Genomic DNA, 23,336 nt, shown 5'->3' on the forward strand with positions numbered 1-23,336 from the left:
ACCACCGGCGACGAGAGACGCCAGCAGGCCCCTCAAGCCCATCCGGCCACATCTATGTCTTCGAGCCATACCGCACTCCGTTCCCGCACTACAGAAGAGGAAATCAAGCCAACACAAGGAGGGCTACAAACGTGCGACCCCACCACCAACCAGCAGGCCCGTCAAGGAATAGATGATCAATCAGTCAGGTCCAGGCCCGCCGAGGAGAAGCTACTCACTTCCGAGATCTCGGGAACTTGCGCCGCAAGCTCGGTAATTCCCTTGCAGTGAGCAGGAGTTGACGAATGATGCAAGTTCCGCCGAGGCCGAGAGCCGACGAGCAAGCCGACCTCACCCCCTCACGCGCGAGGTCGGCCGGTCGAGGCGATCCGTTCCTCCTGCCCACTCCGGAAGATGCCGGATGAGGCCCTCGCGTATTGCTGCGGCCGCAGTCGGTTTCCACGATTCCGGAGCCCCCTCTACCCCTGCCCGGAATTGAACGAGCATCCCTCCGGCCCTACCAAGCGCAAGCCCAGCCCAGAGAGACGCACAAGATCCATGAATTGCTCACAAGATAAACCATGTGTCACTATGCAGGCATGGTTGAGATCGCCATCAGCGCAGCCCGCTCCCAGCTCGGCGACCTGGTCCGCCGCGCCGCCCACGGCCGCGAGACCATCGCCCTCACCGACCACGGTCACGTGGCCGCCCTCCTCGTCTCGCCCCAGGTGATAGAGGATCTGGAAGACGCCCTTGCGGTGGCCGACTACCAGCTGAGGAAGGAGCGGGGCGAGCTGGGGTCGGGCATCCCGCACGAGGAGGTCGGCAGGATGCTGGGACTGCGCAAGTGACCTACACGATCATCTGGGAGCCACGCGCCACGAACGCGGCCGCGAGGTTCCTCAAGGAGGATCCGACCGGACTGTCTACCGTCTACGAGGCCGTGGACGCCCTGGCAACCCAGCCCCGTCCCCGTAACTCCATTCCCTACGGAACACAGGACGTCCGCCGCCTGCACGTCGGCGACTACAGGGTGCTGTACATCGTCGAGGAGGACGTGATCCGCATCCTGGTCACCCACCTCGGCCGGACCGCCTGACAATCACCTCGCGCACGAGGGCCGTGGTTCCCCTCCGGACCGGAGGGGAACCACGGCCCTCTCTCATGCCATCGGCCGCCCGGCGGCCCGTGCCCGCTACGGAAGCAGCTTCTGCGTCAGCGGACCCGCGACCGGCAGGTCGGCCACGGCCCCGCCCTTCGTCACGTGGTCGGTGACCAGGTTCGTGCCGACCGGCTTGAAGTCGGCGACCTGGGTGCCGATGCCGTTGGCGAGGGGGTCGACGCCGGTGTTGGCGAGGGGGTCGAGCTGGAGGTGGGTCAGGGGGCCCACGCCGTGGGTGACGCCGGTCAGGGCGCCCGCGCCGGCCGCGGCGGCGTCGGTGCGGGTCAGGGAGTCCACCGGGAGCGGTACGGGGGCGACGGCCTGGGCGGTCGCGCCCGCGCCGAACACGGCGGCGCCGGCGGCGGTGACGCCGAGGCCGGCCTTGAGGAGGAGGCCGCGGCGAGGGGGCTTCGGCTCTGCGTGACGCGCCATGGAGGTCCTTCCGGGGGGTGAGCGGGCGGCCACCGACAGTAGTGGAGGTGTGATGCTCGATACCAACGGCCCTCCTCGGTGGTCCCCTGGACGGGGGAATGCCTCACACTGGTGTTCCGTGAGTTCCCAACCGATCCCGACCCGGGTCGTCCTGCTCGCGGGCCCCTCAGGCTCCGGCAAGTCGTCCCTCGCCGCCGCAACCGGCCTCCCGGTCCTGCGCCTCGACGACTTCTACAAGGAGGGCGACGACCCCTCGCTCCCGCTCGTCGACGGCAGCAGCGACATCGACTGGGACTCCCCGCGTTCCTGGGACGCGGACGCCGCCGTCGCCGCGATCGTCGAGCTGTGCCGTACGGGCCGGACCGACGTCCCGGTCTACGACATCTCCACCAGCTCGCGCACCGGCCGCGACCGCTTCGACGTCGGGCGGACGCCGCTCTTCGTCGCCGAGGGCATCTTCGCCGCCGAGATCGTGGCCCGCTGCCGGGAGCTCGGCGTGCTCGCCGACGCGCTCTGCCTGCGCGGCCGCCCCTCCACGACCTTCCGCCGCCGGCTGCTGCGCGACCTGAAGGAGGGCCGCAAGTCGGTGCCGTTCCTGCTGCGCCGCGGCTGGCGCCTGATGCGCGCCGAGCGGGCCATCGTCGCCCGCCAGACCGCCCTGGGCGCCCACGCCTGCGCCAAGCCGGAGGCCCTCGGCCGGCTCGCCGCCGCGGCGGCCGGGCGCCACCGGGCCCCGGTCGGTCACTGAACCCCGCGACAGAAAGCGCGAAGCGGGGCGTACGAGACCCCCCGGACTCGTACGACCCGCTTCGCTTTTCCCCGTTGTTCCCCCGTGTTTCCCCCCGTCGGCCCCGGGTCCCCCTCCGGGGCCTCCCCCATTGTTCCCCCGTTTTCCCCCTGCCCTCAGGCGACGAGTTCGCCGAAGGACTCCTCCTGGTCACGGCCGAAGCTCAGCACCTCGTCGTCGCGCAGTCGCCGCAGCGAGCGCCAGATGCTCGACTTCACCGTGCCGACACTGATGTCCAGGATCTCCGCGATCTCCGGATCGGTACGGCCCTCGTAGTAACGCAGCACCAGCATGGTCCGCTGGAGCTCGGGCAGGCGGGCCAGGGCCTGCCACAGCACCGCGCGCAGCTCGGTGCCGCGCATCGCGTCCGTCTCGCCGACCGTCTCCGGCAGCTCCTCGGTCGGGTACTCGTTGAGCTTGCGCCGGCGCCAGGCGCTGATGTGCAGATTGGTCATCGTGCGGCGCAGGTAGCCGCCGACGGCGGCCTTGTCGCTGATCCGGTCCCAGGCGCGGTACGTGGAGAACAGCGCGCTCTGGAGCAGGTCCTCGGCCTCGAAACGGTCACCGGTCAGGTGGTAGGCGGTGGCGTACAGGGAGGCCCGGCGCTCCTGGACGTAGGCCGTGAACTCGGCCTCCGAGCAGGAGCGTCCCCCCGTGGCCTCCCCGTACGCCGCTCCCCCGTCAGCAACGGCGACCATGTACGGCGCCTTGCGCTGACGTCCGACGGTCGTCCGAACGCACCCCCGTCCGTTCGATACACCGCCGGACTTCTCGGTGCTCCGCACGACGTCGTGGAGACGTGTGACGACTGCGCCGGAGGTGGTGCCGTGCAGTGCGTTCATCTCGCGCCTCCTGTCGGGTCGGAGTGTGTCCTTCGGTCCGTGTGCCAAGAAGCTTGCCCCCCGGACTTCATGGCGGTGTCCGCCGACTGTCACAGGCGTGTCACAGGGGTCGTCGCGGGAGCGCGCCTCCGGGCGGTCGAACTCGGACGGCGTATGAGCCAGAATGACGCCGTGCCTTTTCTGTTGCTGATCGAGGACGACGACGCCATCCGCACGGCCCTCGAACTCTCCCTGTCCCGGCAGGGCCACCGGGTGGCCACCGCCGCGTCGGGCGAGGACGGCCTGCAGCTGCTCAAGGAGCAGCGGCCCGACCTGGTCGTGCTCGACGTGATGCTGCCCGGCATCGACGGGTTCGAGGTGTGCCGGCGGATCCGCCGCACCGACCAGCTTCCGATCATCCTGCTGACCGCGCGCAGCGACGACATCGACGTGGTGGTGGGCCTGGAGTCGGGCGCCGACGACTACGTGGTGAAGCCGGTGCAGGGGCGGGTGCTCGACGCCCGGATCCGGGCCGTGCTGCGGCGCGGCGAGCGGGAGTCGACGGACTCGGCGGCCTTCGGGTCGCTGGTGATCGACCGGGCCGCGATGACGGTGACGAAGAACGGCCAGGACCTCCAGCTGACCCCGACCGAGCTGCGGCTGCTGCTCGAACTGAGCCGGCGGCCCGGACAGGCGCTGTCCCGGCAGCAGTTGCTGCGGCTCGTGTGGGAGCACGACTACCTGGGCGACTCGCGTCTGGTGGACGCGTGCGTGCAGCGGCTGCGGGCGAAGGTGGAGGACGTGCCGTCCTCGCCGACCCTGATCCGTACGGTGCGGGGCGTCGGTTACCGGCTGGACGTTCCTGCGTGACCGGGGGGAACAACAGGGGGGTGCTCGGCCGGCTGCGGCTGTCCAGTCTGCGGCTGCGGCTCGTGGTGGTGTTCGCGCTGGTGGCGCTGACGGCGGCGGTGTCGGCGTCGGGGATCGCGTACTGGCTGAACCGCGAGGCGGTGCTCAGGCGGACCCAGGACAGCGCGCTGAACGGCTTCCGGCAGGAGATGCAGAACCGGGTGGCGACGCTGCCGCTGCGGCCGACCCAGGAGGATCTGCGGCGCACCGCCGAGGAGATGACCGCGGGCGCCGCCGGGTACCAGGTGCTGCTGCTCGGGGAGCGGGCGGCGGGGAAGCCGATCGTGGGCGCCTCGGACCCGGACGTGTTCACGCTGAAGGACGTGCCGGCGTCGCTGCGGGAGGCGGTGGACACCCGGCGCCCGGTGACGGACGCGAACCCGTATCCGTACCACCTGTTCTGGCAGCGGGTCGAGCGGGGCGGGACGCCGTATCTGGTCGGCGGTACGCGGATCGACGGCGGCGGGCCCGCCGGTTACATGTTCAAGTCGCTGGCGGCGGAGAAGGCGGACCTCAATTCGCTGGGGTGGTCGCTGGGGATCGCGACCGGGCTCGCGGTGATCGGTTCGGTGCTGCTCGCGCAGGTGGCGGCGACGACGGTGCTGCGGCCCGTGCGGCGGCTCGGCGAGGCGGCCCGGCAGCTCGGCGAGGGCAAGCTGGACACCCGGCTGCGGGTGACGGGCGCGGACGAACTGTCCGATCTGTCGCGGACGTTCAACAGCGCGGCGGAGAACCTGCAGAAGCAGGTGGCGGACATGAGCGCCCGGGAGGAGTCCTCCCGGCGGTTCGTCGCCGACATGTCGCACGAGCTGCGGACGCCGCTGACCGCCCTGACGGCGGTGACGGAGGTCCTGGAGGACGAGCAGGACGCCCTGGACCCGATGATCGCCCCCGCGGTGGCGCTCGTGGTGTCCGAGACGCGGCGGCTGAACGACCTGGTGGAGAACCTGATGGAGGTGACCCGCTTCGACGCGGGCACCGCCCGGCTGGTCCTGGACGACGTGGACATCGCCGACCAGATCACCGCGTGCATCGACGCGCGGGCCTGGCTGGACGCGGTGGAGCTCGACGCGGAGCGCGGCATCGTCTGCCGGCTCGACCCGCGCCGCCTCGACGTGATCCTGGCGAACCTGATCGGGAACGCGCTGAAGCACGGTGGTTCGCCGGTGCGGGTCTCGGTCCGCACCGAGGAGGGACCGGACGGCGAGGAGCTGGTCGTCGCGGTGCGGGACCACGGGCCCGGCATCCCCGAGGAGGTGCTGCCGCACGTCTTCGACCGCTTCTACAAGGCGAGCGCGCAGCGGCCCCGGTCGGACGGCTCCGGCCTCGGCCTGTCGATCGCGATGGAGAACGCGCTCATCCACGGCGGGACGATCTCCGCCGCCAACTCGGTGGGCGAGGACGGTGCGGTGGACGGCGCGGTGTTCGTGCTGCGGCTGCCCCGGGACGCGTCGGCGGTCGCCGGCGAGCCGGGCGCCGACTCCCCGCGGGGCGAAGGGGAGGACGCGTGAGGCTGCGTACGGTGGTGGTGGCGGCGCTCGTCCTGCTGACGACCGCCGGGTGCGGGATCAGGACGACGTCGGTGCCGGTGGACGCGGGCGCGGCCCCGTCGCGGGTGCCGTGCGACGTGCCGGAGGCCTCGGGGCCCGACCACGGGGTTCCGGTGCGGGCCTTCCTGGTGTGCGGGTCGCAGCTGGAGCCGGTGGACCGCAGGTCGCCGCAGCCGGAGGACAAGGCGAGCGGCGATCCGGTGCGGACGGCGTCCGCGCTGCTCGCGCAGCTGCTCGCGGACCCCTCGGAGGCGGAGCGGCAGGCCGGTTTCACCACGGCGGTACGGGCTCCGCTGAAGGTGGCGGGCGGCCGGGCCGGTGACCCGGCGGGCACGCTGCGGCTGAGCCGGCAGCCGGAGGACCTGGCGCCGACGGCCCTGTCGCAGCTGGTGTGCACCTTCGCGGAGAGCTCGGCGGGCGCGGGCGGGCACACGGTGCTGCTCGCGGGCCCGGGGGCGTACCCGCCGAAGCGGTACCGCTGTACGACGGAGCTGCGGGAGCGTCCCGAGTCGGCGCCGCCGACGGTTCCGGTGCCGGCCGTCTCGGTGACGCCGGCGGGCTGAAGCGGAACCGTTCCCCGCGCGGTCCGCGTCTTGGGGGGCGTGCAGCGTCAAGGTTCGGGCGGGAACGCCGCCGTGGTCGTCCGCGTGACCGGGTTCGTGCTCCTGGTCGCGCATCTGCTGCTCGTCGCCTGGGGCGGTCTGCTCCCACGCGACGTGGCCTGGGTGACCGCGCCGAACACGGTGCCGCTGGCCGGGCTGCGGGCCGATCTGGCGCTCGGCCCCGGCGAGGCGGCCCGGCTGATCGCGGAGGGGCTGCTGCTGCTCGCCCCGCTCGGGGTGCTGCTGCCGATGTGCGAGGGGCGTCTCGACGTGTCGCGGTGGGGCTCGCTGGCCCGGACGACGGCGGCGGGGGCGCTGGTGTCGCTGGCCCTGGAGCTGCTGCAGACGGCGGTGCCGGGGCAGGTCGTGGACGTGGACTCGGTGTTCCTGAACACGCTGGGGGTGGCGCTCGCGCACCTCCTGGTGGTGCCGGCGGCGCGGGCGCGGCTGCGGCGCCGCAGGTCGGAGCGGCAGGGCCGGGAGCAGGGCCCGCGTCAGGGTCGTTTCCTGTCCGGGAACGAGGCGGGTCAGGGTCGTACCCCGAGGATTTCCAGGGTTCCGATCGCCCGGTAGACCGACGCCGGAGGGTGGGGCGGCGGCGCACCATGGATGTCGTCGGGAGCCCGAGGGAGCGGCTTCCGGAACCGACGAAGGAGCCCACCATGGCCGCACTTGTCCGCCCCCGTGAAGGCCGGATGATCGGCGGGGTGTGCGCGGCGCTCGCCCGGCGCTTCGGCACCTCCGCCACGACGATGCGCGTGATCTTCCTGGTCTCGTGCCTGCTGCCCGGCCCGCAGTTCCTCCTCTACCTGGCGCTGTGGGTGCTGCTGCCGGGCGAGTCGCGGGCGAAGGCGAACGCGGCCTGGTAGTCCGCGGGCAGGCCGAAGGGGCGTCCACCGTGCTGGTGGGCGCCCCTTCCGCGGGTGTACGGCGCGGGTCAGCCGATCGGCAGGCCGGCCAGCGGCAGGCCGCCGAGGAGGCCGGTGGCGGCACCGAGCGGGGTGGCGCCGAGGGCGCCGGTGGCGGCGTCGGTCGGCAGGTTCTGGGTGGCCTGGCCGGCCGCGGCGGGAAGGGTCTTCACACCCTGGTCGAGACCCTGGCCGAGGGCGCCCTGGCCGCCGGCGAGGGCCTCGCCCGCGCCGTCGGGGAGCTGGGTGAGGCCGTCGCCCAGCGGGGCGAGCTGGGTCACGGGGGCCAGCGCGTCGGCGCCGTCGAGCGGTGCCGGGAGCGGGGCCGCGGAGGCCGTGCCGGCGGCGGCAGCGGCGAAAGCGGCGCCGAGGGCGGCGACACCGAGCTTCTTGGCGGCAGACTGCTTCATCTGAGGATCTTCCTTGGGCTTGGGGGCTTGGGGCTGAGCTTCGGGCCATCGGGTGAAGAAATCCGGAACAGGGGAATCCGGACAGGCAAAGCAGCTCCGCAAACTAACCGTCCCGAGTCGGCTGCGCAAACACCGGAATGCCGCCGGGTGTCGGGTCCGCCCGGCGTTCTCCGAGCCCTCCGTGAGCCGTTTCTCAGCCGCCCTGACCGGAAGACGCGCTGGTCGTGGCGGTCTGCCGGAAAAGCCACTCGGACTTCAGTTCGGCATATCCGGGCTTGATCACGTCGTTGATCATGGCGAGGCGTTCATCGAAAGGAATGAACGCCGATTTCATCGCATTGACCGTGAACCACTGGAGATCGTCGAGCGTGTAGTCGAAGGTGTCGACCAGGAGCTCGAATTCCCGGCTCATGCTGGTGCCGCTCATCAGCCGGTTGTCGGTGTTCACCGTCAACCGGAAGTGGAGCGTGCGGAGCAGGCCGATGGGGTGCTCGGCGTACGAGGCGGCGGCGCCGGTCTGGAGGTTGGAGGTGGGGCACATCTCCAGCGGGATCCGCTTGTCGCGGACGTACGCGGCGAGCCGGCCGAGCCGCACCGAGCCGTCGTCGGCCACCTCGATGTCGTCGATGATCCGGACGCCGTGGCCGAGCCGGTCGGCGCCGCACCACTGGAGGGCCTGCCAGATGGACGGCAGGCCGAAGGCCTCGCCGGCGTGGATGGTGAAGTGGTTGTTCTCCCGCTTGAGGTACTCGAAGGCGTCGAGGTGGCGGGTGGGCGGGAAGCCGGCCTCGGCGCCGGCGATGTCGAAGCCGACCACGCCCTGGTCCCGGTAGCGGTTGGCGAGTTCGGCGATCTCCAGGGCGCGGGCCGCGTGCCGCATGGCGGTGAGCAGGGCACCGACCCTGATCCGGTGGCCGCCCGCGCGGGCCCGCCGCTCACCCTCCCGGAAGCCCTCGTTGACCGCCTCGACGACCTGCTCCAGGGTCAGCCCGCCCTCCAGGTGCTGCTCGGGGGCGTACCGCACCTCGGCGTAGACGACGCCGTCCTCGGCGAGGTCGACGGCGCACTCGGCGGCGACCCGGAAGAGCGCCTCGCGGGTCTGCATGACGGCGCAGGTGTGCGCGAAGGTCTCCAGGTAGCGCTCCAGGGAGCCGGAGTCGGCGGCCTCGCGGAACCAGACGCCGAGCTTGTCGGGTTCGGTCTCGGGCAGCTTCGAGTAGCCCTGTTCCCGGGCGAGTTCGATGATCGTGCCGGGGCGCAGTCCGCCGTCGAGGTGGTCGTGGAGCAGCACCTTCGGGGCACGGCGGATCTGGTCCGCGGTGGGGACGTGGGATGTCTGGCTCGTCATTGCCGCACTCTAGCCCCTACGCGCGTAGAGCGCGCCTTGTGGCACGCCTTGCGGGGCCGTGCCCGAAGCGGGTTTTTCCGGTGCGGGCCCCGGTCCTGGCTGCCTACTGTGGCCGTATGAGCACCCCCGCAGAGGCCAGCGCGCACACCGACGGACCCACCGACGCGCACGGCGCCGAACGCGCCCGCGCCTACGCCTTCCTGTCCGCCTTCACCCGCCGGAAGGCGGCCCGGACCGTCGACTTCCCCGGCGGGTTCGCCGCGCTCGACGACGCCTACGCCCTGTCGCGCGGCGACAACCACCTGCTCGTGGACGGCCCGACGGAGCCGGAGGAGCTGCCGGACCGCGCCGAGGAGCTGCTCGGACACTTGCCGCACCGCGCCGTCTACGTCATCGGCGACGAGGTGGGGCGGGCCTGCGCGGTGCCGCTGCTCCACGCCGGGTACGCCCCCGCCGTGGTGCTCGTGATGGTCCACACCGGGCCCGTGCCGGAGCGCGGCGGGCCCGCGAGGTGGACCTGTCGGCCCTGCGCGGGCCGGTCGCGGAGAGCTGGCGCCGGTTCCTGCCGGAGGCGGGGGACGAGGTGATCCGGGAGCTGGTCGACCGGCGGGCGGCCCGGCACCGGGGCGCCCCCGACGTACGCTTCCTCGCCTCGCACGACGAGTGGGGCGAACCGGCCTCGTGAGCCGACCTGTACCTGCACCCGGCCACCGGGACCGCGCAGATCGAGGACCTCGTCACGGCCGCGTCCCACCTCGGCCAGGGGCATGCCGGGGCCGTCCTGGACACCGCGCTGCGGCTCGCCGACGAGGCGGGCTGCGCGACCCGCTTCCTCACCGCGCTCGCGGACGACTGGCCGCGCCACTGGTACGAGCGGCGCGGCTTCGTCCCGGTCGGCGCCGTGCACTGCTTCGAACGGGCATAGACCGGAGGGAAGTTCGCCCGGACGGCGATACATAACAGAGACCGCGCATACGACTGCCGTACACCTCGGATTCTGAGACTGTTCTGTCGTGACTCCACCCACGCGTAAACGCGCGGGCTTCCTGTGTCGGTGGCTAGGCCACGTCGCAGAGGGCCAGCCCGGCCCTGTTGAGGACGTTCGTCGCGCCGACGTGGTCCGCGTTCGCCGCGAACCCGCACGCCGTGCATTCGAACTTCGCTTGAGTGGCGCGGTTCTCCTTCGCGGTGTGCCCGCAGGACGGGCAGGTGCGGGAGGTGTTGCGGGGGTCCACCGCGACGACGGTCCGACCGGCGCTTTCAGCCTTGTTGGTGAGGATCGTGAGGAACACCCCCCAACCCGCATCGAGGATCGATCGGTTCAGGCCCGCTTTGGCGGCGGCGCCGTTCGGGAGGAACGCGCCGTCCTGGTCAGGGTCGGGCTTGGGCTTGGGGGTGCGGGTCATGCCCGCCGTGTTCAGCCGCTCGTGCGCGATCGCGTCGTGGTCCCGCACCAGGGTGAGCGCGGTCTTGTGTGCGTGGTCCAGGCGCTGGCGGCGGATCTTCGCGTGGATCTTTGCGACCTTGCGGGCGGCGGCCCGGTGCTTCTTGGTGCGCCGCTTGGTGCGCTTGGGGAAGGTCGCCAGGTGCCGCTGTGCTTCGGTCAGGTCGCCGGCAGCAGCTTCGAGGAAGCGCGGGTTGGCGATGTGCTCGCCGTCGGAGGTGGTCAGGAAGTGTGTGGTGCCCATGTCGATGCCGACCACCACGCCCGTGTCCGGCAGGGACTCGACGGGCATCTGATCGCAGGACAGGACGACGTACCAGCGGTTCCCCTCGCGCTTGACCGCGATCGTCTTGACGCGCCCCCTGACGGGGCGGTGCTGGTGCACGCGGACGTGGCCGACGCCCTGCAGGCGGACGCGGGTCTGCGGATCGTGCGGGGCGGAGTCCCAGCGACAGCCGTCGCCGTCCCTGGGGAACTCCACGGTGTCGAAGTGGCCGACGCCCTTGAATCTGGGGTATCCGGGTGTCCGGCCCGCCTTGACACGCTTGAAGAACGCGGAGAACGCCTTGTCCAGGCGGCGCAGGGTGGCCTGCTGGGAGGAGAACGACCAGCGGCCCTGCCGTTCGGGGTCGAACGCCCGGATCTCCTTGAGCTGCGCCGACTGGTCGCCGTAGCGCACGGTCGTCTTCGAGGCGTGCCGGTAGGCGTCCCGGCGCTCCTGGAGAGCACCGTTGTAGAGCGAGCAGTGGTCCCGCAGCATCTCACCCAGCGCGGCCCTCTGGCGGGCCGTGGGACGCAGGAGGAACTTGTACGCGCGGATCATCGCTCGCGCCTCCGCTCGGCGCGCAGCCCATCGGCGAGGAGGACACATGCGGCGGCGTTGATCGAGATTCCCACGCGCTCGGCGTATGCCTCGATCTGCCGCTTCAGCTCAGGAGCAACGCGAAGGTTCAGCGACTCCCGGCGATCACCTCTAGCCACAACCAGGATGCTACCACTTTGCGACCGTCGGTCGCGGGCGGAGAACGGAGCGGTCTCCGGCGCTGCGCGCCTCCGGTCCGAGGACGAAATTCCCCCTCCGGCTAAAGCCGGAGGTCCCCTTTCGAGAGGAATCTGATGGCGCAGTACGCACTCGTGGGGACCGCCGACGGCCGGAGACCCCGGCTCGGTCGGCCTGTCGGGGTTTCGAGGTCGGTGGCGGCGGTGGGCGGCGTGGCGCTGCTGCTGCCGGACGGCGAGCCGGTGTCGGGGCGCCGGGCGTCGGCCAGGGCGTACGCCGCCGCGCTGCCACTGGGGCGCGAACTCGCCCGCGCGGGACGGCCGGAGGGCCTTGTCACCCAGGTGGTGCGCTACCGGGGGCGGGGCTGGAACGGCACCGACGCGGAGCTCGCGGCGGACGCCTCCTGGGCGGTCGCCGAGGCGGTACGGCGCTACGGCGACGTCCCGGTCTGCCTGATCGGCCACGGCATGGGCGCCCGGGCGGCGCTGCGGGCGGCCGGGCACCCGGCGGTCGGCGCGGTCCTGGCGCTCGCGCCCTGGCTGCCCGAGGACGACGTGGCCGCCGAGCCCGAGCCCGTACGGCAGCTGGCGGGGCGGCGGGTGCTCATCGTGCACGGCACCAACGACGCCCGCACCGACCCCGAACTGTCCTTCCGCTTCGCGGCACGCGCCAAGAAGGCCAACCGGGAGACCTGCCGCTTCGAGGTGCACACGGACGGGCACGGCCTTCGCCACTACGCCGAGGAGGTGCGGGCGCTCGCCGCCGACTTCGTGCTCGGCGCGCTCTTCGCGCGGCCCGTCGCCCGGCCGCTGACGGACGCGATGGCGGCGCCGCCGCCGATAGGCCTCCGGATGCCGCTGGCGGCCGGGTTCGGGTCCTCCTCACGCCGGCGCTGAGTCGTCCTGCGGCGGCCGCGACCCCTTGGGGAGGAGCTGGCCGCGGCGGCTCAGCAGGAACTTCTTGAAGGCGGCCACCGGGGCGGTGTCCGGGTGGCCGTCCAGCCAGGCCACGCCGATCTCGCGGACCGCGCGCGGGGCGGTGACGGTCAGTTCGACGACGCCGGGGCGGGCCACGGCGGGCGGCGGAAGCAGCGCCACCCCGAGCCCTGCCGCGACCAGGCCGCGCAGGGTCTCGGCCTCCTCGCCCTCGAAGGCGACCCGGGGCGCGAACCCGGCCTCGGCGCACAGGTCGTCGGTGATGCGGCGGAGCCCGTACCCCGGTTCGAGGGTCACGAAGGTCTCCTCCGCCGCCTCGGCGAGCCGGATGCGGCGGCGGCCCGCGAGCCGGTGGTCGTCGGGGACGACGAGCCGCAGCCGCTGCTCGTCGAGCCGGCGGGCCACCAGGTCGGGGGCGTCCGGCACCGGCGAGGTCAGGCAGAGGTCGAGCTCGCCGGCCCGGAGCCGTTCGATCATCGCCTCGCCGTAGTTCTGCACCAGGGTGAAGCGGACCTTCGGGTGATCGGCCCGGAAGGCCCGGATGAGCGCCGGGACGGTCTCCGAGCCCATGGTGTGCAGGAAGCCGAAGGCGACCCGGCCCGCGGTGGGGTCGGCGTCGGCCCGTACGGTGTCGGCGGCCCGCTCGACCTCGGCGAGGGCCCGCTCGGCGGCGGTCAGGAAACGGCGGCCCGCCGGGGTCAGGGCGACCGTGCGACCGCGCCGGGCGAAGAGCGCCACCCCGAGGTCCGCCTCAAGCCGGACCATCGCCCGCGAGAGGGTCGACTGGGGCACGCCCATCTCGGCCGCCGCCCTGGTCACGTGCTCGTGCCGGGCGACGGCGGCGAAGTACGCGAGGCGGGGCGCGAGCAGCAGCCCCATGTCTTCTTCGTTACTGTTCGGTGACAGACGAGGCTGTGACCTGTACTCATGCGGCATGGGAACGATTACAGCAGTTCCATGCATTGGACGCATGAAACGGACCGCCCTACGTTCGTGGCATGCCTCCTGCCAGTACCGGGGCGGGCGCCGCCACCGCCGCGTCCGCCTCTTCGCCCGTCGACACCCGTCTCGCCCCGGGCGCCCCCGGCCACCGCCGGATGAGCCTCGCGCTCTTCGCCGCCGGACTCGCCGCCTTCGCGCTCCTCTACTCCACCCAGGCCCTCCTCCCGGCGATCTCCGCCGAGTTCGGCGCCACCGCCTCGGCCGCCTCCTGGACCGTCTCCGCCGCGACCGGCGCGCTCGCCCTGTGCGTGCTGCCGCTCAGCGCCCTGTCGGAGCGGTTCGGCCGGCGGGCGATGATGACCGCCTCCCTCACGGTCGCGGTCGGCGTGGCACTCCTGGTGCCCTTCGCGCCGAGCCTGGAGGCGCTGATCGTGCTGCGGGCGGTGCAGGGCGCGGCGCTGGCCGGACTGCCGGCCTCGGCGATGGCGTACCTGGCCGAGGAGGTACGGCCCCGGGCGCTGATCGGCGCCGTCGGCCTCTTCGTCGCCGGCAACTCGATCGGCGGGATGAGCGGCCGGCTCGTGACCGGCTGGGTCGCCCAGCTGTGGGGCTGGCGCGCGGGCCTGGCCGCCGTCGGCCTGACCTCCCTGGTGTGCGTGCTCGCCTTCCGGGCGCTGCTCCCGAAGGCCCGCCACTTCTCCCCGGCCTCCCTCGACCCGAGGGCCCTCTCCGGCACGGTGAAGGCGCACCTGTCGGACCCGCTGCTCGTGCGCCTGTACGGGATCGGCGCGCTGTTCATGACGGTCTTCGGCGCCGTGTACACGGTGATCGGCTACCGGCTCGCGGAAGCCCCGTTCTCGCTGCCGCAGGGCGTGATCGGCTCGATCTTCCTGGTCTACCTGGTCGGTACGGTGTCGTCCGCGGCGGCCGGGAAGCTGGTCGGCCGGCTCGGCCGGCGCGGGGCGCTGTACCTGGCGGTCTCCACCACCACCGCGGGCCTGCTGCTCTCGCTCTCCGACTCGCTGGCCACGGTCCTCGCGGGCCTGGTCCTCATCACGGCCGGTTTCTTCGCGGGCCACGCGGTGGCGTCCTCCTCGGTGAGCCGGACGGCGAGGACGGGCCGCGCGCAGGCCTCCGCGCTCTACCAGTCCGCGTACTACCTGGGCTCCAGCGCGGGCGGCACGCTCGGCGCGATCGCCTTCCACGCGGGCGGCTGGACCGGGACGGTCTGGATCGGTCTGGTGGCGGTGCTCGGCGTCGTCTCGATCACCCTGTACGGGACGCACAGCGCGCGCGTCGAGGCGCGGCGGCTCCGCCCGGCGACGGCCTGAGCGCGGGCGTGTGACCGAACGGTCACGACTTCGGGCGCGGCGCAACCGCGGGACTCCCCCCTACGTCCCGAATATCAGGACTCAAGGGGGAGTTGACTCTCATGAACGGATTCACGCACCGGGCGGGGAAGAGAGCCGGCATAGCCGCCGGCCTCACCTCGCTGCTCGTACCGGCGGCCCTCGTGCTGGGCGCCGCGCCGGCCCAGGCCGCGTCGTGCAACGTGACGACGGGGCCGTACCAGAAGCAGGTCGAGAAGTTCCTCGGCCGCACCGTCGACGGGCGCCAGTCGCTCGGCGACTGCCAGGCGATCCAGGCCTTCCAGCGCAAGCACGGCATCACGCCGACCATGGGCTACGCGGGCCCGATCACCTGGCGCACGATGGACACGATGATCCAGCAGAAGGCGGCCGGGACCAACCCGAACAAGGCCGGCAAGTGCCCGACCAACAAGGGCCGGATCGCGTGCGTGGACCTCACCCGCCAGCTCAGCTGGATCCAGGACGGCTCGCGCCTCAAGTACGGCCCGGTGCCGGTGCGCACCGGCAAGGCCGGCACCCCGACCCGTACCGGCCTGAAGAAGGTCTACTGGCGGAACATCAACCACTGGTCGACCCTCTACAACGTGTCGATGCCGTACGCGCAGTTCTTCGACGGCGGCCAGGCCTTCCACTCGACCACCAAGTCCATGTGGAACCCGCCCGGTTCCGGCGGCTGCGTCAACATGCGGTCGGCCGACGCCAAGGCGTACTGGAACCTGCTGCGCAACGGCGACGACGTCTACGTCTACGGACGGAAGCCGGGAACCTGATCCCGGCTGTCAGTGGGCTGCGGTAGCTTCGCTCTCATCGGCACCGACCGGTGCCGATGAGGGGGAACGGACCTGATGAGCGACACCACCGTGGCGACGACCGAGGAACTCGACAAGTACCGCAGGGAGCTGACCGGTTACTGCTACCGGATGCTCGGCTCCTCCTTCGAGGCGGAGGACGCGGTGCAGGACACGATGGTGCGGGCCTGGAAGGCGATCGACTCCTTCGAGGGCCGTTCCTCCCTGCGGTCCTGGCTCTACCGGATCGCGACCAATGTCTGCCTGGACGCGCTCAGCGCGGGCAACAGACGGGCCAGGCCCATGGACCTCTCCGGGCCGACGCCGGTGGCGCAGGCGCAGCTCGTCAAGCAGCCGGAGATCACCTGGCTGGAGCCGATCCCGGACGGGCGCGTGATGCCGGGCGCGGGCGACCCGGCGGAGACGGCGATGGGCCGGGAGACCGTGCGGCTCGCCTTCGTCGCCGCGCTCCAGCACCTGGCGCCCCGGCAGCGGGCGGTGCTGATCCTGCGCGAGGTGCTCGCGTGGAAGGCGAGCGAGGTCGCCGAGCTGCTCGACACCTCGGTCGCCTCCGTGAACAGCGCGCTCCAGCGGGCCCGGGCGGCCATCGCCGCGCAGGCCCCCGCCGAGTCGGACGCGGCGGACCCGCTCGACGAGGAGCAGCAGGCGCTCCTTGAGCGGTACGTGGCGGCCTTCGAGGGCTACGACATGGAGGCGCTGACCGCGCTGCTCCACGAGGACGCGACCATGTCCATGCCGCCGTTCGACCTCTGGCTCCAGGGCCACGAGAACATCGTGGGCTGGATGCTGGGCGTCGGCGACGTGTGCCGGGGCTCGCGCCTCGTGCCGACGGTGGCCAACGGCTCGCCGGCCTTCGCGCACTACCACCCGGACCCGGAGGGCGGTTACAGCCCGTGGGCGCTGATCGTCCTGGAGCTGCGGGACGGCAAGGTGGCCGGGATGGACTTCTTCCTGGACACCCCGCGCTGGTTCCCCCTCTTCGAGCTGCCGGAGCGGCTGGAGGCGTAGGCGGTCTCCTTCGGACTCAGCGGCAAGCGCCCTCGCCGTAGGTCGCGTGGGAGACGTAGAAGGCGAGCATGCCCGGGCCGGGTGGCGGCAGGTCCTCGGCTCCGGGAAAGACCACGGGCGGCTCCTTGTCACGGGTCAGCGTGACGCGGACGCAGTACTCGGTGTCGGTGTCCTCGGTGCCGACGGTGTGGCCGCCGTACTCTCCCTCGCGCGTCTCAACGCCGTGCCCGGGCCCGATGCCGCTCTCCCGGATCGCCTCGGCGACCAGGAAGCCGTGGTCGCTGTCGAGACTCGTGTAGTGCCGCTTGCCGTCCAGGTCCGCGACGCCCTGGTGAACGGCGTCGCGGAACTCGCCCTCGCTCCACGTCGACTCGGCCCACATGCCGTACAGCCCGCCGAGCGCGACGAGCGGCGCCAGGACGATGAGCGCGCGACCGACCGGGTTGCGGTGGTTGTAGACGTACCGGCCGGTCCCCCACCCGCTCCTGACGAAGACCGGCTCCCCGCTCACGTTCCCCCGCAGCCAGCGAGACGCGCGAGGTTCGTGGCCGCCTCGCGGACGATCGCCGAGCTGTTGCGGATCGCGGTGTCGCGGTCGGCGGAGTCCTTCTTCTGTTCCTCGTCCTTCTTCGAGGGCCCGATGAAGGTCACCGTGAGGTACTGGGCGGTCGAGCCCATACGGGCGGCGCAGCCGGCGGGCAGCCATGCCTTGGCTTCCTCGGGGAGCGCCCAGCCCTTGAATCCGGCGCCGAGGGGGACGGAGTCCTTCCTGGAGCCGGGGTCATGCCGCTCATCTGCGATGATCAGTTTGAAGATGTCTCGGGGGTAGTCGCTGTCGCGGTCGACGCGCTGCACACTGCACGCTTTAAAGACCGCGTAGTCACTGCCCTTGCCCTTGCTCTCCCACTCCTCCGCGCTGATCTCGCCCCCCTTGCCGTCGTCGATCAGCTCGGCCGTCTGCCGGCTGAGCGCACCGTGGCACAGGGTCTGCGGCAGCGGCGCCTTCTTCTCGTCGTCGGGCCAGAAGGTCGCCGTCACGACCGCCGCCCCGGCGACGCCGAGCACGACGGTCAGCGGCAGCCACTTCTTGTCCATCGGTCACTGGCCCATCGACTTGTCGGCGTCTTCCATGCCGTTCTGGTACCACTGCTCGGTGATCGCCTGGAGGTGGTCCTCGTACTCGCCGGGGCTCGCATCCAGTTCCTCCTCCGTCAGGCCGCGATCCATCGCCGTCCCTTGCAGCAAGCGGTACATCAGCCTCTGGCCCTCGTCGTAATGCTTGATCATGTTTTCGCGGGTCTTGGCATCCACCTTGGCGTTGTCTTCGTTCTGAATCCCCGTCAGAGCCCAGTCCACCGTGCGCTGGACGCCGTCGCCGACGACCGGAATCGGGGTCAGCAGCCCACCAACTACGTGGTAGTTGACCATCTTCTTCCAGTTATTGGCGTCCTTCTCCGCCTGGCCCAGGTCATAGATGACATCGCCGCGGACACCGTCAAGGTGACCGAGCACCGACGCGGACTGCTTGACCCAGGCTCGCAGCTCCGGGTCCTCCTGGCGGAAGGAGTCCGCTGGGAAACGTGCGAGCCCCTCACCGGTGACCGCGCTCTGCGAACCGTGGATCACCTTGTAGGCGTTCGGGTCCTCGGCCGTAGAGCGGATGATCCGGGTGAGGTCGCCGCGGTCGATCTCCAGCTGATTGAAGTCGGTCGGGCCGTCCATCTTCTTGCCGAGGATCTGGTGCACGTCGGAGGCGTAGTCGGCGATCATGTCGGCCATCGGCAGCCGCATGGAGACGGGGATGGCGCTCTGGTTGGTCCTGAGCTCCTTCGTGTACTCGCCCATCACCCGCTCGAAGATCGCGGTCTCGGCGCCGTCGTGGTGGGCGGGCACGGGGTGCAGCGGTGAACCGGGGACGCGCCCGGTGGCTGCGGCCTCGAGTGCCAGACCGAGCTCGGCCCGGGCGGAGGTGTGCTGGAGCTCCTCCGGCATCTTGCTCTCGACGTCGCCGCCGGGCCACTTCCGGTCGTCCAGGAAGTACTTCAGGTTGTCGGTGGTGCTGGGGTCGAAGTAGTGGGTGGCGGCGGACGGGTTGCGGCTCATGGCGTTCAGCAGGCCCTTCATCGGGTCCTCCTGCGTGCCCTGCCAGTTCTTCATGTGGCCGTCGTACGGGTCGTCGGTGGTCGTCTCCCAGTCGCGGATGGTGTCGGCGACCTCCGTGAGGAAGGCCTCGCTGTACACCGGGTCGCCCTTGTCCTTGTTCCAGGGCGAGGACTTCTCCTTGGGGTCCTTGTTCGGGTCGTAGACCTCGGGGTCGCCGGAGTCCGCGGCCATCAGCTTGGTGAGCGCGCTGAGCCCCGCCGCCCCGCCGCCCAGCTGCCCCGGGTGCCGGTTCGGAAGGCCGTTGCCGTCGCGGGCCACGGAGATGAGGCGGTCGGTCCAGGCGGAGGTGGCGCCGCCGGGGGAACCGAGCGGCGAATCGGGTCCGGTGGCGGTGGCGAGGCTCCCGGACAGCGCCCGGTAGAGGCGGGCGTCGGTCGCGGAGACCTGGCCGTCGCGGCCGCCGGCCTCCAGGCTGGAGGCCAGCAGGAGTACGGCCTCCTGCTGCTCCCGGCCGTTGAAGCTGAGGTTGGTCATGAGCTCGGCGGAGAACGCCGGCGAGCCCTGGCCCTCCTCCACGAGCTTCAGCAGCCGCTCGCGCTCCTTGTCGTCGAGGTGCTCCCAGCGGCCGTAGAGCTTGGCGGCCTCCCGGCCGTTCTCCGCCTGCCGCTTCTCCTCCTCGCGCATCCTCTTCGCGTCGGCGATGCCTCCGAGGTCGGTGCTGCCGAAGTCGTTCGGGTGGTTCTTGATCAGCGCGCGCAGGCCCCAGGCGCACAGCTCGTCCGCCTCGGCGGCACGCTTCAGGATGCCCTCGATCTTGCCGCGCAGCGCCTCGAACTGTGCCTCGGTGGCCACCGGTTCCGTACTGTCGGCCGACCTGCGGTCCGGGTGGACGCGGTGGCTGAGCACACCGTTGGGGTAGATGGTGATGCCCGGCGGAGGGTTCTCGTACGTCGCCTTCAGGTCGTCCTGGGCCGACTTGAGCAGCGTGTGCGCGTCCTGGAGGAGGTCGCGGACGGACTCGGCCTCGGTGACCGCGTCACCGAACTCCTTCGCCGTCTTCGTGACGAACTCCTTCGTCACCGTGGCGTTCTCGCCCCGCCAGGTCGACTTGTCCGCCTTCGTCTTCATCGCCGACGCCTCCGTCTTGAGGGCGCTCAGCTTGGTGATCATCTCCGACCACTGGGTGACAGCGGCCTGCGCCGGCCCCAGCTTGGCGTTCAGGAGCTGTTCGAACGTGGGCATGAGAGCTCCTTACCGGAAGAGCTGACTGATCTTGGACGCCGGTACGGCTCCGTCGTCGCCGGGCGCGACCGGGCCGACGATGCGCAACTGCGCCGCGATCCAGTCGTCCTCGGCCTGAGCGGACTTCTTCGTGAAGTTCAGGTGGTTGGAGATGTGCGCACACGCCTGGAGCAGGGTCCTGACCTGTGTCTCCCAGGTCTTGTTGACCTCGCCCAGGGCGGCGCCGGCGTCGAAGCCGTCGCCCTTCAGGCCGCTCGCCGCGGTCTCGCTCGCCGCGGCGGCGTGCTTCCCGCCCGCCTGGAGCCCGTTGAACAGGCCGTGCGCGGCGTGGCCGATCGCACCCAGGTCGTCGTCCTCGATGACGTAGTCCGCCGAGCCCTTCGCCGGCGTCGAGCCGCCCGTACCGCCGGCCTGGTTCAGTCTCATGGCGGCGGCCGTCTTGGCCGCGGCCCACTCATCCTCGAACGACATCGTCCACCCCCGTGTCCTGACGGTCGGAATCGCGCCGTCGGCCGTGGATCCGGACAGGGCCACCGGCCGAGCATGAGTAATCGATCATACATACGGGCACTTTCGGCCTGGCCGATCTTCACTCCTCCCACACGTGAGAACCCCGGGGTCTGCGAGGAAGGCGGCTAGAGGACCTGGTCGACGGCGGTGAGGCGGAGCAGGGCGGTGAGGTCCGGGCCCGCTCCGTGGAAGGTCAGCCGGTGCCCGTGCCGGCGGGCTTCGAGCGCGAGCCGCGCCATGGCGTCGACGACGCCGAGCCCGTACGCCTCCGCCGCCACCTGGCACCGGGCCTCCCCCGGTGGCGCGGCGGCCAGGGTGGCGCAGAGCCGGGCGGCCTCCTCGCGGGTGGGGCGGGCGGGGAGGGTCATGAGGAGGGGCCGACTGGTGTCCACGCCTTGGTGACCGGCCGGGGGGCCCGAACTCATCGCACTAGTCTCACGCTCATGACTTCTCACCCTGTCGAACTGGTGATCTTCGATTGTGACGGCGTTCTGGTGGACAGCGAGCGGCTCTACTGCCGGGTGGACCGGGAGGTCTTCGCCGAGCTGGGCGCGGAGTTCACCGAGGCGGAGCTGGTCGAGCACTTCGTGGGCTCGCCGGTGGAGGTGTGGACGGCCCTCGTCGAGGAGCGCCGGGGCCGGCCGCTGGAACCGGGCTGGCAGGAGCCGTACCGGGTCCGGTACGAGACGGTGCTCGACGCGGAGCTGACGGCGGTCGAGGGGGTCGCCGAGGTCCTGGACGCGCTGGCGGTCCCGTACTGCCTCGCCTCCAACGGCAGCCACGCCGAGATCCGCCGCAACCTGACCCGTACCGGCCTGCTCGACCGCTTCGAGGGCCGCGTCTTCAGCGCCCGCGACGTCGCCCGGGGCAAGCCCGCCCCGGACCTCTTCGTGCACGCCGCCGCCACGATGGGCGTCCCGCCGGAGCGCTGCGCGGTGGTGGAGGACAGCCCGTACGGCGTGCGGGCGGCGCGGGCGGCGGGGATGCGGGCGTTCGGTTACACGGGGGGTCTGACCAGCGCGGCCCGGCTTGAGGGGCCGGGCACGGTGGTCTTCGACGACATGCGGCGGCTGCCGGGGCTGATAGGGGTCAGCTGACAGGGAACTCGCTCGTGTCGAGGGTGAGGTCGAAGGGGGCGGGGAGGTGGATCTCCTCGCCGAACGGGACGGCGCGCAGGACCCGGTAGACGGCGTTCTTCGGTTCGCCGTAGAGGGTGACGGTGGGACCGCCGGGCGCATGGCGGTCGATGAGGAGGTAGAGCGGCACCCCCGCTTCCGCGTACGCGGCGGCCTTCGTGATCCGGTCGGTGCTCGCGTTCGACGGAGAAGTGACTTCGACGACGAGTTCTCCCGCCGTGGCGGGGATGAGATGGCCGGGTCCGTCCAGTTCGGCCAGCGGAGCCACAAGGAGATCAGGGATGAAGGCGCTCATGCGGCTCGGAATCGAGACGGACTGCGTCTGGTAAACGCCCCAGTCCTCGGGGATGACGGCTGTGAGCCGCCGCAGAACCCGGTAGGCGATGCTGTTGTGCCGGGCGGATGGCGTGGGTGCCACGGTGATGATCCCCTCGATGATCTCCACCTTGCAGCCCTCGGGCCAGTCCATCGACTCCCAGCGACGGACCAGGTCCTCCCAGCCGTTGCCCTGGTCGGGCTGGGGCTCGGCAGCGAGTGCGCTCATGGTGTGCTCCTCATTCGGTCGTCACCGATCCCAGCATGCCGAACGGGACCGGTGGGGGTCCACCGGTCCCGTTCGCCCGAAGGTGTCATCGGCACATGCCAGGGCCCTTAGGCGATGCGGTCCAGGACGATCGGGTTCGGGGCGAAGGGGGTGCCCTCGGGGGCGATGTCCCAGGCAGACTCCAGGGACTTCAGGGCGTAGTCGAACTTCTCCGGGGTGTCGGTGTGGAGGGTGAGGAGCGGCTGGCCCGCCGTGACCTCGTCGCCGGGCTTCGCGTGGAGTTCGACGCCCGCGCCGGCCTGCACCGGGTCCTCCTTGCGGGCGCGGCCCGCGCCGAGGCGCCAGGCGGCGATGCCGATGTCGTAGGCGTCGAGGCGGGTGAGGACGCCGGAGGCGGGGGCCGTGACGACGTGCTGCTCGCGGGCGACCGGGAGGGCCGCGTCCGGGTCGCCGCCCTGCGCCGCGATCATGCGGCGCCAGACGTCCATCGCGGAGCCGTCCCGGAGCGCCTTCGCCGGGTCGGCGTCCTTGATGCCCGCCGCGGCCAGCATCTCGGCCGCGAGGGCGACCGTCAGGTCGACGACGTCCTGCGGGCCGCCGCCGGCCAGGACCTCGACGGACTCGCGGACTTCGAGGGCGTTGCCGGCCGTGAGGCCGAGCGGGGTCGACATGTCGGTGAGGAGCGCGACCGTCTTCACGCCGCTGTCGGTGCCGAGCGCCACCATCGTGGAGGCCAGCTCACGGGCGTCCTCGATGTTCTTCATGAAGGCGCCGGTGCCGACCTTCACGTCCAGGACCAGGGAACCGGTGCCCTCGGCGATCTTCTTGGACATGATGGAGCTGGCGATGAGCGGGATCGCCTCGACGGTGCCGGTCACGTCGCGGAGCGCGTACAGCTTCTTGTCGGCGGGGGCCAGGCCGTCGCCGGCCGCGCAGATGACCGCGCCGGTGGTGTCGAGGACGTGCAGCATCTCCTCATTGGAGAGGAGCGCGCGCCAGCCGGGGATGGACTCCAGCTTGTCGAGGGTGCCGCCGGTGTGGCCGAGGCCGCGGCCGGAGAGCTGCGGGACGGCCGCGCCGCAGGCGGCGACGAGCGGGGCGAGCGGGAGGGTGATCTTGTCGCCGACGCCGCCGGTGGAGTGCTTGTCGGCGGTGGGGCGGGAGAGGGAGTCGAAGTTCATGCGCTCGCCGGACGCGATCATCGCCGCCGTCCAGCGGGCGATCTCGTCGCGGTTCATGCCGTTGAGCAGGATCGCCATGGCCAGGGCCGACATCTGCTCGTCGGCGACCTCGCCGCGGGTGTAGGCGTCGATGACCCAGTCGATCTGCTCCGGGCTCAGCTCGCCCTTGTCCCGCTTGGTCCGGATGACGGAGATGACGTCCAT

At 71.6% G+C, this 23,336-nt stretch carries 28 protein-coding genes; 15 read left to right on the forward strand and 13 right to left on the reverse strand.

Features of this window, described 5'->3' with window-relative positions; translation table 11 throughout:
• Positions 1 to 578: 578 nt before the first annotated feature.
• Complete coding sequence (locus QK442_RS22265; protein WP_282695783.1) at positions 579 to 830, forward strand: type II toxin-antitoxin system Phd/YefM family antitoxin; 252 nt, start codon at positions 579 to 581, stop codon at positions 828 to 830.
• Positions 827 to 1,078: a type II toxin-antitoxin system RelE/ParE family toxin gene (locus QK442_RS22270; protein WP_282695784.1), complete on the forward strand. Its 252-nt coding sequence runs from the start codon at positions 827 to 829 to the stop codon at positions 1,076 to 1,078. The genes QK442_RS22265 and QK442_RS22270 overlap by 4 nt, the downstream gene beginning before the upstream one ends.
• A gap of 96 nt (positions 1,079 to 1,174) precedes the next feature.
• On the opposite strand, the gene QK442_RS22275 is transcribed toward QK442_RS22270, so the two are convergent.
• A complete protein-coding gene (locus tag QK442_RS22275) occupies positions 1,175 to 1,573 on the reverse strand; it encodes a hypothetical protein (protein WP_282695785.1) in 399 nt (132 codons plus the stop codon).
• Between the two features lie 52 nt (positions 1,574 to 1,625).
• Here QK442_RS22275 and QK442_RS22280 point away from each other — a divergent pair, with 52 nt between their 5' ends.
• Positions 1,626 to 2,321 carry an ATP-binding protein gene (locus QK442_RS22280; RefSeq protein WP_282695786.1) on the forward strand — a complete coding sequence of 232 codons (696 nt, stop codon included), beginning with the start codon at positions 1,626 to 1,628 and terminating at the stop codon, positions 2,319 to 2,321.
• A gap of 155 nt (positions 2,322 to 2,476) precedes the next feature.
• Here the strand turns inward: QK442_RS22280 and QK442_RS22285 are convergent, their stop codons facing one another.
• Positions 2,477 to 3,202: a SigE family RNA polymerase sigma factor gene (locus tag QK442_RS22285; protein WP_282695787.1), complete on the reverse strand. Its 726-nt coding sequence runs from the start codon at positions 3,200 to 3,202 to the stop codon at positions 2,477 to 2,479.
• Positions 3,203 to 3,373: 171 nt separating this feature from the next.
• On the opposite strand from QK442_RS22285, the gene afsQ1 reads away from it, so the two are divergent.
• The 5 genes from afsQ1 to QK442_RS22310 all read left to right on the forward strand — a co-directional run bounded on the left by afsQ1 (position 3,374) and on the right by QK442_RS22310 (position 7,111).
• Complete coding sequence (gene afsQ1 / locus QK442_RS22290) at positions 3,374 to 4,051, forward strand: two-component system response regulator AfsQ1 (RefSeq protein ID WP_282695788.1); 678 nt, start codon at positions 3,374 to 3,376, stop codon at positions 4,049 to 4,051.
• The gene (locus tag QK442_RS22295) at positions 4,048 to 5,601 is read left to right on the forward strand and encodes a HAMP domain-containing sensor histidine kinase (RefSeq protein ID WP_282695789.1); all 1,554 of its coding nucleotides are present in this window, start codon (positions 4,048 to 4,050) and stop codon (positions 5,599 to 5,601) included. Before afsQ1 ends, QK442_RS22295 begins: the two co-directional genes overlap by 4 nt.
• Positions 5,598 to 6,203, forward strand: coding sequence for a hypothetical protein (locus QK442_RS22300; protein WP_282695790.1), 606 nt, complete (start codon positions 5,598 to 5,600; stop codon positions 6,201 to 6,203). The genes QK442_RS22295 and QK442_RS22300 overlap by 4 nt, the downstream gene beginning before the upstream one ends.
• A gap of 39 nt (positions 6,204 to 6,242) precedes the next feature.
• Positions 6,243 to 6,815, forward strand: coding sequence for a VanZ family protein (locus QK442_RS22305; protein ID WP_282695791.1), 573 nt, complete (start codon positions 6,243 to 6,245; stop codon positions 6,813 to 6,815).
• Positions 6,816 to 6,904: 89 nt separating this feature from the next.
• A complete protein-coding gene (locus QK442_RS22310) occupies positions 6,905 to 7,111 on the forward strand; it encodes a PspC domain-containing protein (protein WP_282695792.1) in 207 nt (68 codons plus the stop codon).
• Between the two features lie 68 nt (positions 7,112 to 7,179).
• Here QK442_RS22310 and QK442_RS22315 read toward each other — a convergent pair whose 3' ends face one another.
• Both QK442_RS22315 and QK442_RS22320 read right to left on the reverse strand, forming a co-directional pair.
• On the reverse strand, positions 7,180 to 7,560 hold the full coding sequence (locus tag QK442_RS22315) for a hypothetical protein (RefSeq protein WP_282695793.1): 381 nt from the start codon (positions 7,558 to 7,560) through the stop codon (positions 7,180 to 7,182).
• Between the two features lie 193 nt (positions 7,561 to 7,753).
• Positions 7,754 to 8,908, reverse strand: coding sequence for an adenosine deaminase (locus QK442_RS22320; protein WP_282695794.1), 1,155 nt, complete (start codon positions 8,906 to 8,908; stop codon positions 7,754 to 7,756).
• A gap of 116 nt (positions 8,909 to 9,024) precedes the next feature.
• On the opposite strand from QK442_RS22320, the gene QK442_RS36385 reads away from it, so the two are divergent.
• Positions 9,025 to 9,495, forward strand: a complete 471-nt coding sequence (locus QK442_RS36385; RefSeq protein WP_349239674.1) for a hypothetical protein — start codon at positions 9,025 to 9,027, stop codon at positions 9,493 to 9,495.
• A gap of 137 nt (positions 9,496 to 9,632) precedes the next feature.
• A complete protein-coding gene (locus tag QK442_RS36390; protein ID WP_349239677.1) occupies positions 9,633 to 9,833 on the forward strand; it encodes a GNAT family N-acetyltransferase in 201 nt (66 codons plus the stop codon).
• A gap of 133 nt (positions 9,834 to 9,966) precedes the next feature.
• Here the strand turns inward: QK442_RS36390 and QK442_RS22330 are convergent, their stop codons facing one another.
• The gene (locus QK442_RS22330; protein WP_282695795.1) at positions 9,967 to 11,175 is read right to left on the reverse strand and encodes a transposase; all 1,209 of its coding nucleotides are present in this window, start codon (positions 11,173 to 11,175) and stop codon (positions 9,967 to 9,969) included.
• Positions 11,176 to 11,468: 293 nt separating this feature from the next.
• Between QK442_RS22330 and QK442_RS22335 the strand changes: the two genes are divergently transcribed.
• A complete protein-coding gene (locus QK442_RS22335) occupies positions 11,469 to 12,248 on the forward strand; it encodes an alpha/beta hydrolase (protein ID WP_282695796.1) in 780 nt (259 codons plus the stop codon).
• Here the strand turns inward: QK442_RS22335 and QK442_RS22340 are convergent.
• A complete protein-coding gene (locus QK442_RS22340; protein WP_282695797.1) occupies positions 12,234 to 13,223 on the reverse strand; it encodes a LysR family transcriptional regulator in 990 nt (329 codons plus the stop codon). The two genes, QK442_RS22335 and QK442_RS22340, sit on opposite strands and share 15 nt — an antisense overlap.
• Positions 13,224 to 13,285: 62 nt before the next feature.
• On the opposite strand from QK442_RS22340, the gene QK442_RS22345 reads away from it, so the two are divergent.
• The 3 genes from QK442_RS22345 (at position 13,286) to QK442_RS22355 (ending at position 16,416) form a co-directional block, all read left to right on the forward strand.
• A complete protein-coding gene (locus QK442_RS22345; protein ID WP_282695798.1) occupies positions 13,286 to 14,560 on the forward strand; it encodes an MFS transporter in 1,275 nt (424 codons plus the stop codon).
• A 101-nt stretch (positions 14,561 to 14,661) separates the two neighbouring features.
• On the forward strand, positions 14,662 to 15,369 hold the full coding sequence (locus QK442_RS22350; RefSeq protein WP_282695799.1) for a L,D-transpeptidase family protein: 708 nt from the start codon (positions 14,662 to 14,664) through the stop codon (positions 15,367 to 15,369).
• A 75-nt stretch (positions 15,370 to 15,444) separates the two neighbouring features.
• Entirely contained in the window at positions 15,445 to 16,416 is a 972-nt protein-coding gene (locus tag QK442_RS22355) for a sigma-70 family RNA polymerase sigma factor (RefSeq protein ID WP_282695800.1), read from the forward strand.
• Between the two features lie 16 nt (positions 16,417 to 16,432).
• On the opposite strand, the gene QK442_RS22360 is transcribed toward QK442_RS22355, so the two are convergent.
• The 5 genes from QK442_RS22360 to QK442_RS22380 all read right to left on the reverse strand — a co-directional run bounded on the left by QK442_RS22360 (position 16,433) and on the right by QK442_RS22380 (position 20,696).
• Entirely contained in the window at positions 16,433 to 16,927 is a 495-nt protein-coding gene (locus tag QK442_RS22360; protein ID WP_282695801.1) for a hypothetical protein, read from the reverse strand.
• Positions 16,924 to 17,511: a hypothetical protein gene (locus QK442_RS22365; RefSeq protein ID WP_282695802.1), complete on the reverse strand. Its 588-nt coding sequence runs from the start codon at positions 17,509 to 17,511 to the stop codon at positions 16,924 to 16,926. Before QK442_RS22365 ends, QK442_RS22360 begins: the two co-directional genes overlap by 4 nt.
• A 3-nt stretch (positions 17,512 to 17,514) precedes the next feature.
• Positions 17,515 to 19,761, reverse strand: a complete 2,247-nt coding sequence (locus QK442_RS22370) for a DUF6571 family protein (RefSeq protein ID WP_282695803.1) — start codon at positions 19,759 to 19,761, stop codon at positions 17,515 to 17,517.
• Positions 19,762 to 19,770: 9 nt separating this feature from the next.
• Positions 19,771 to 20,232 carry a hypothetical protein gene (locus QK442_RS22375; protein ID WP_282695804.1) on the reverse strand — a complete coding sequence of 154 codons (462 nt, stop codon included), beginning with the start codon at positions 20,230 to 20,232 and terminating at the stop codon, positions 19,771 to 19,773.
• Between the two features lie 164 nt (positions 20,233 to 20,396).
• Positions 20,397 to 20,696 carry an STAS domain-containing protein gene (locus QK442_RS22380; RefSeq protein ID WP_282695805.1) on the reverse strand — a complete coding sequence of 100 codons (300 nt, stop codon included), beginning with the start codon at positions 20,694 to 20,696 and terminating at the stop codon, positions 20,397 to 20,399.
• Between the two features lie 18 nt (positions 20,697 to 20,714).
• Here QK442_RS22380 and QK442_RS22385 point away from each other — a divergent pair, with 18 nt between their 5' ends.
• A complete protein-coding gene (locus QK442_RS22385; protein ID WP_282695806.1) occupies positions 20,715 to 21,368 on the forward strand; it encodes an HAD family hydrolase in 654 nt (217 codons plus the stop codon).
• On the opposite strand, the gene QK442_RS22390 is transcribed toward QK442_RS22385, so the two are convergent.
• Together QK442_RS22390 and QK442_RS22395 are read right to left on the reverse strand one after the other, a co-directional pair.
• The gene (locus QK442_RS22390) at positions 21,361 to 21,951 is read right to left on the reverse strand and encodes a Uma2 family endonuclease (protein ID WP_282695807.1); all 591 of its coding nucleotides are present in this window, start codon (positions 21,949 to 21,951) and stop codon (positions 21,361 to 21,363) included. The genes QK442_RS22385 and QK442_RS22390 overlap by 8 nt on opposite strands.
• Before the next feature lie 107 nt (positions 21,952 to 22,058).
• Positions 22,059 to 23,336: a thymidine phosphorylase gene (locus QK442_RS22395; protein WP_282695808.1), complete on the reverse strand. Its 1,278-nt coding sequence runs from the start codon at positions 23,334 to 23,336 to the stop codon at positions 22,059 to 22,061.

Origin of the sequence: Streptomyces sp. CC208A, from assembly GCF_030010625.1 — a bacterium.
Classification (GTDB): Bacteria; Actinomycetota; Actinomycetes; order Streptomycetales; family Streptomycetaceae; genus Streptomyces.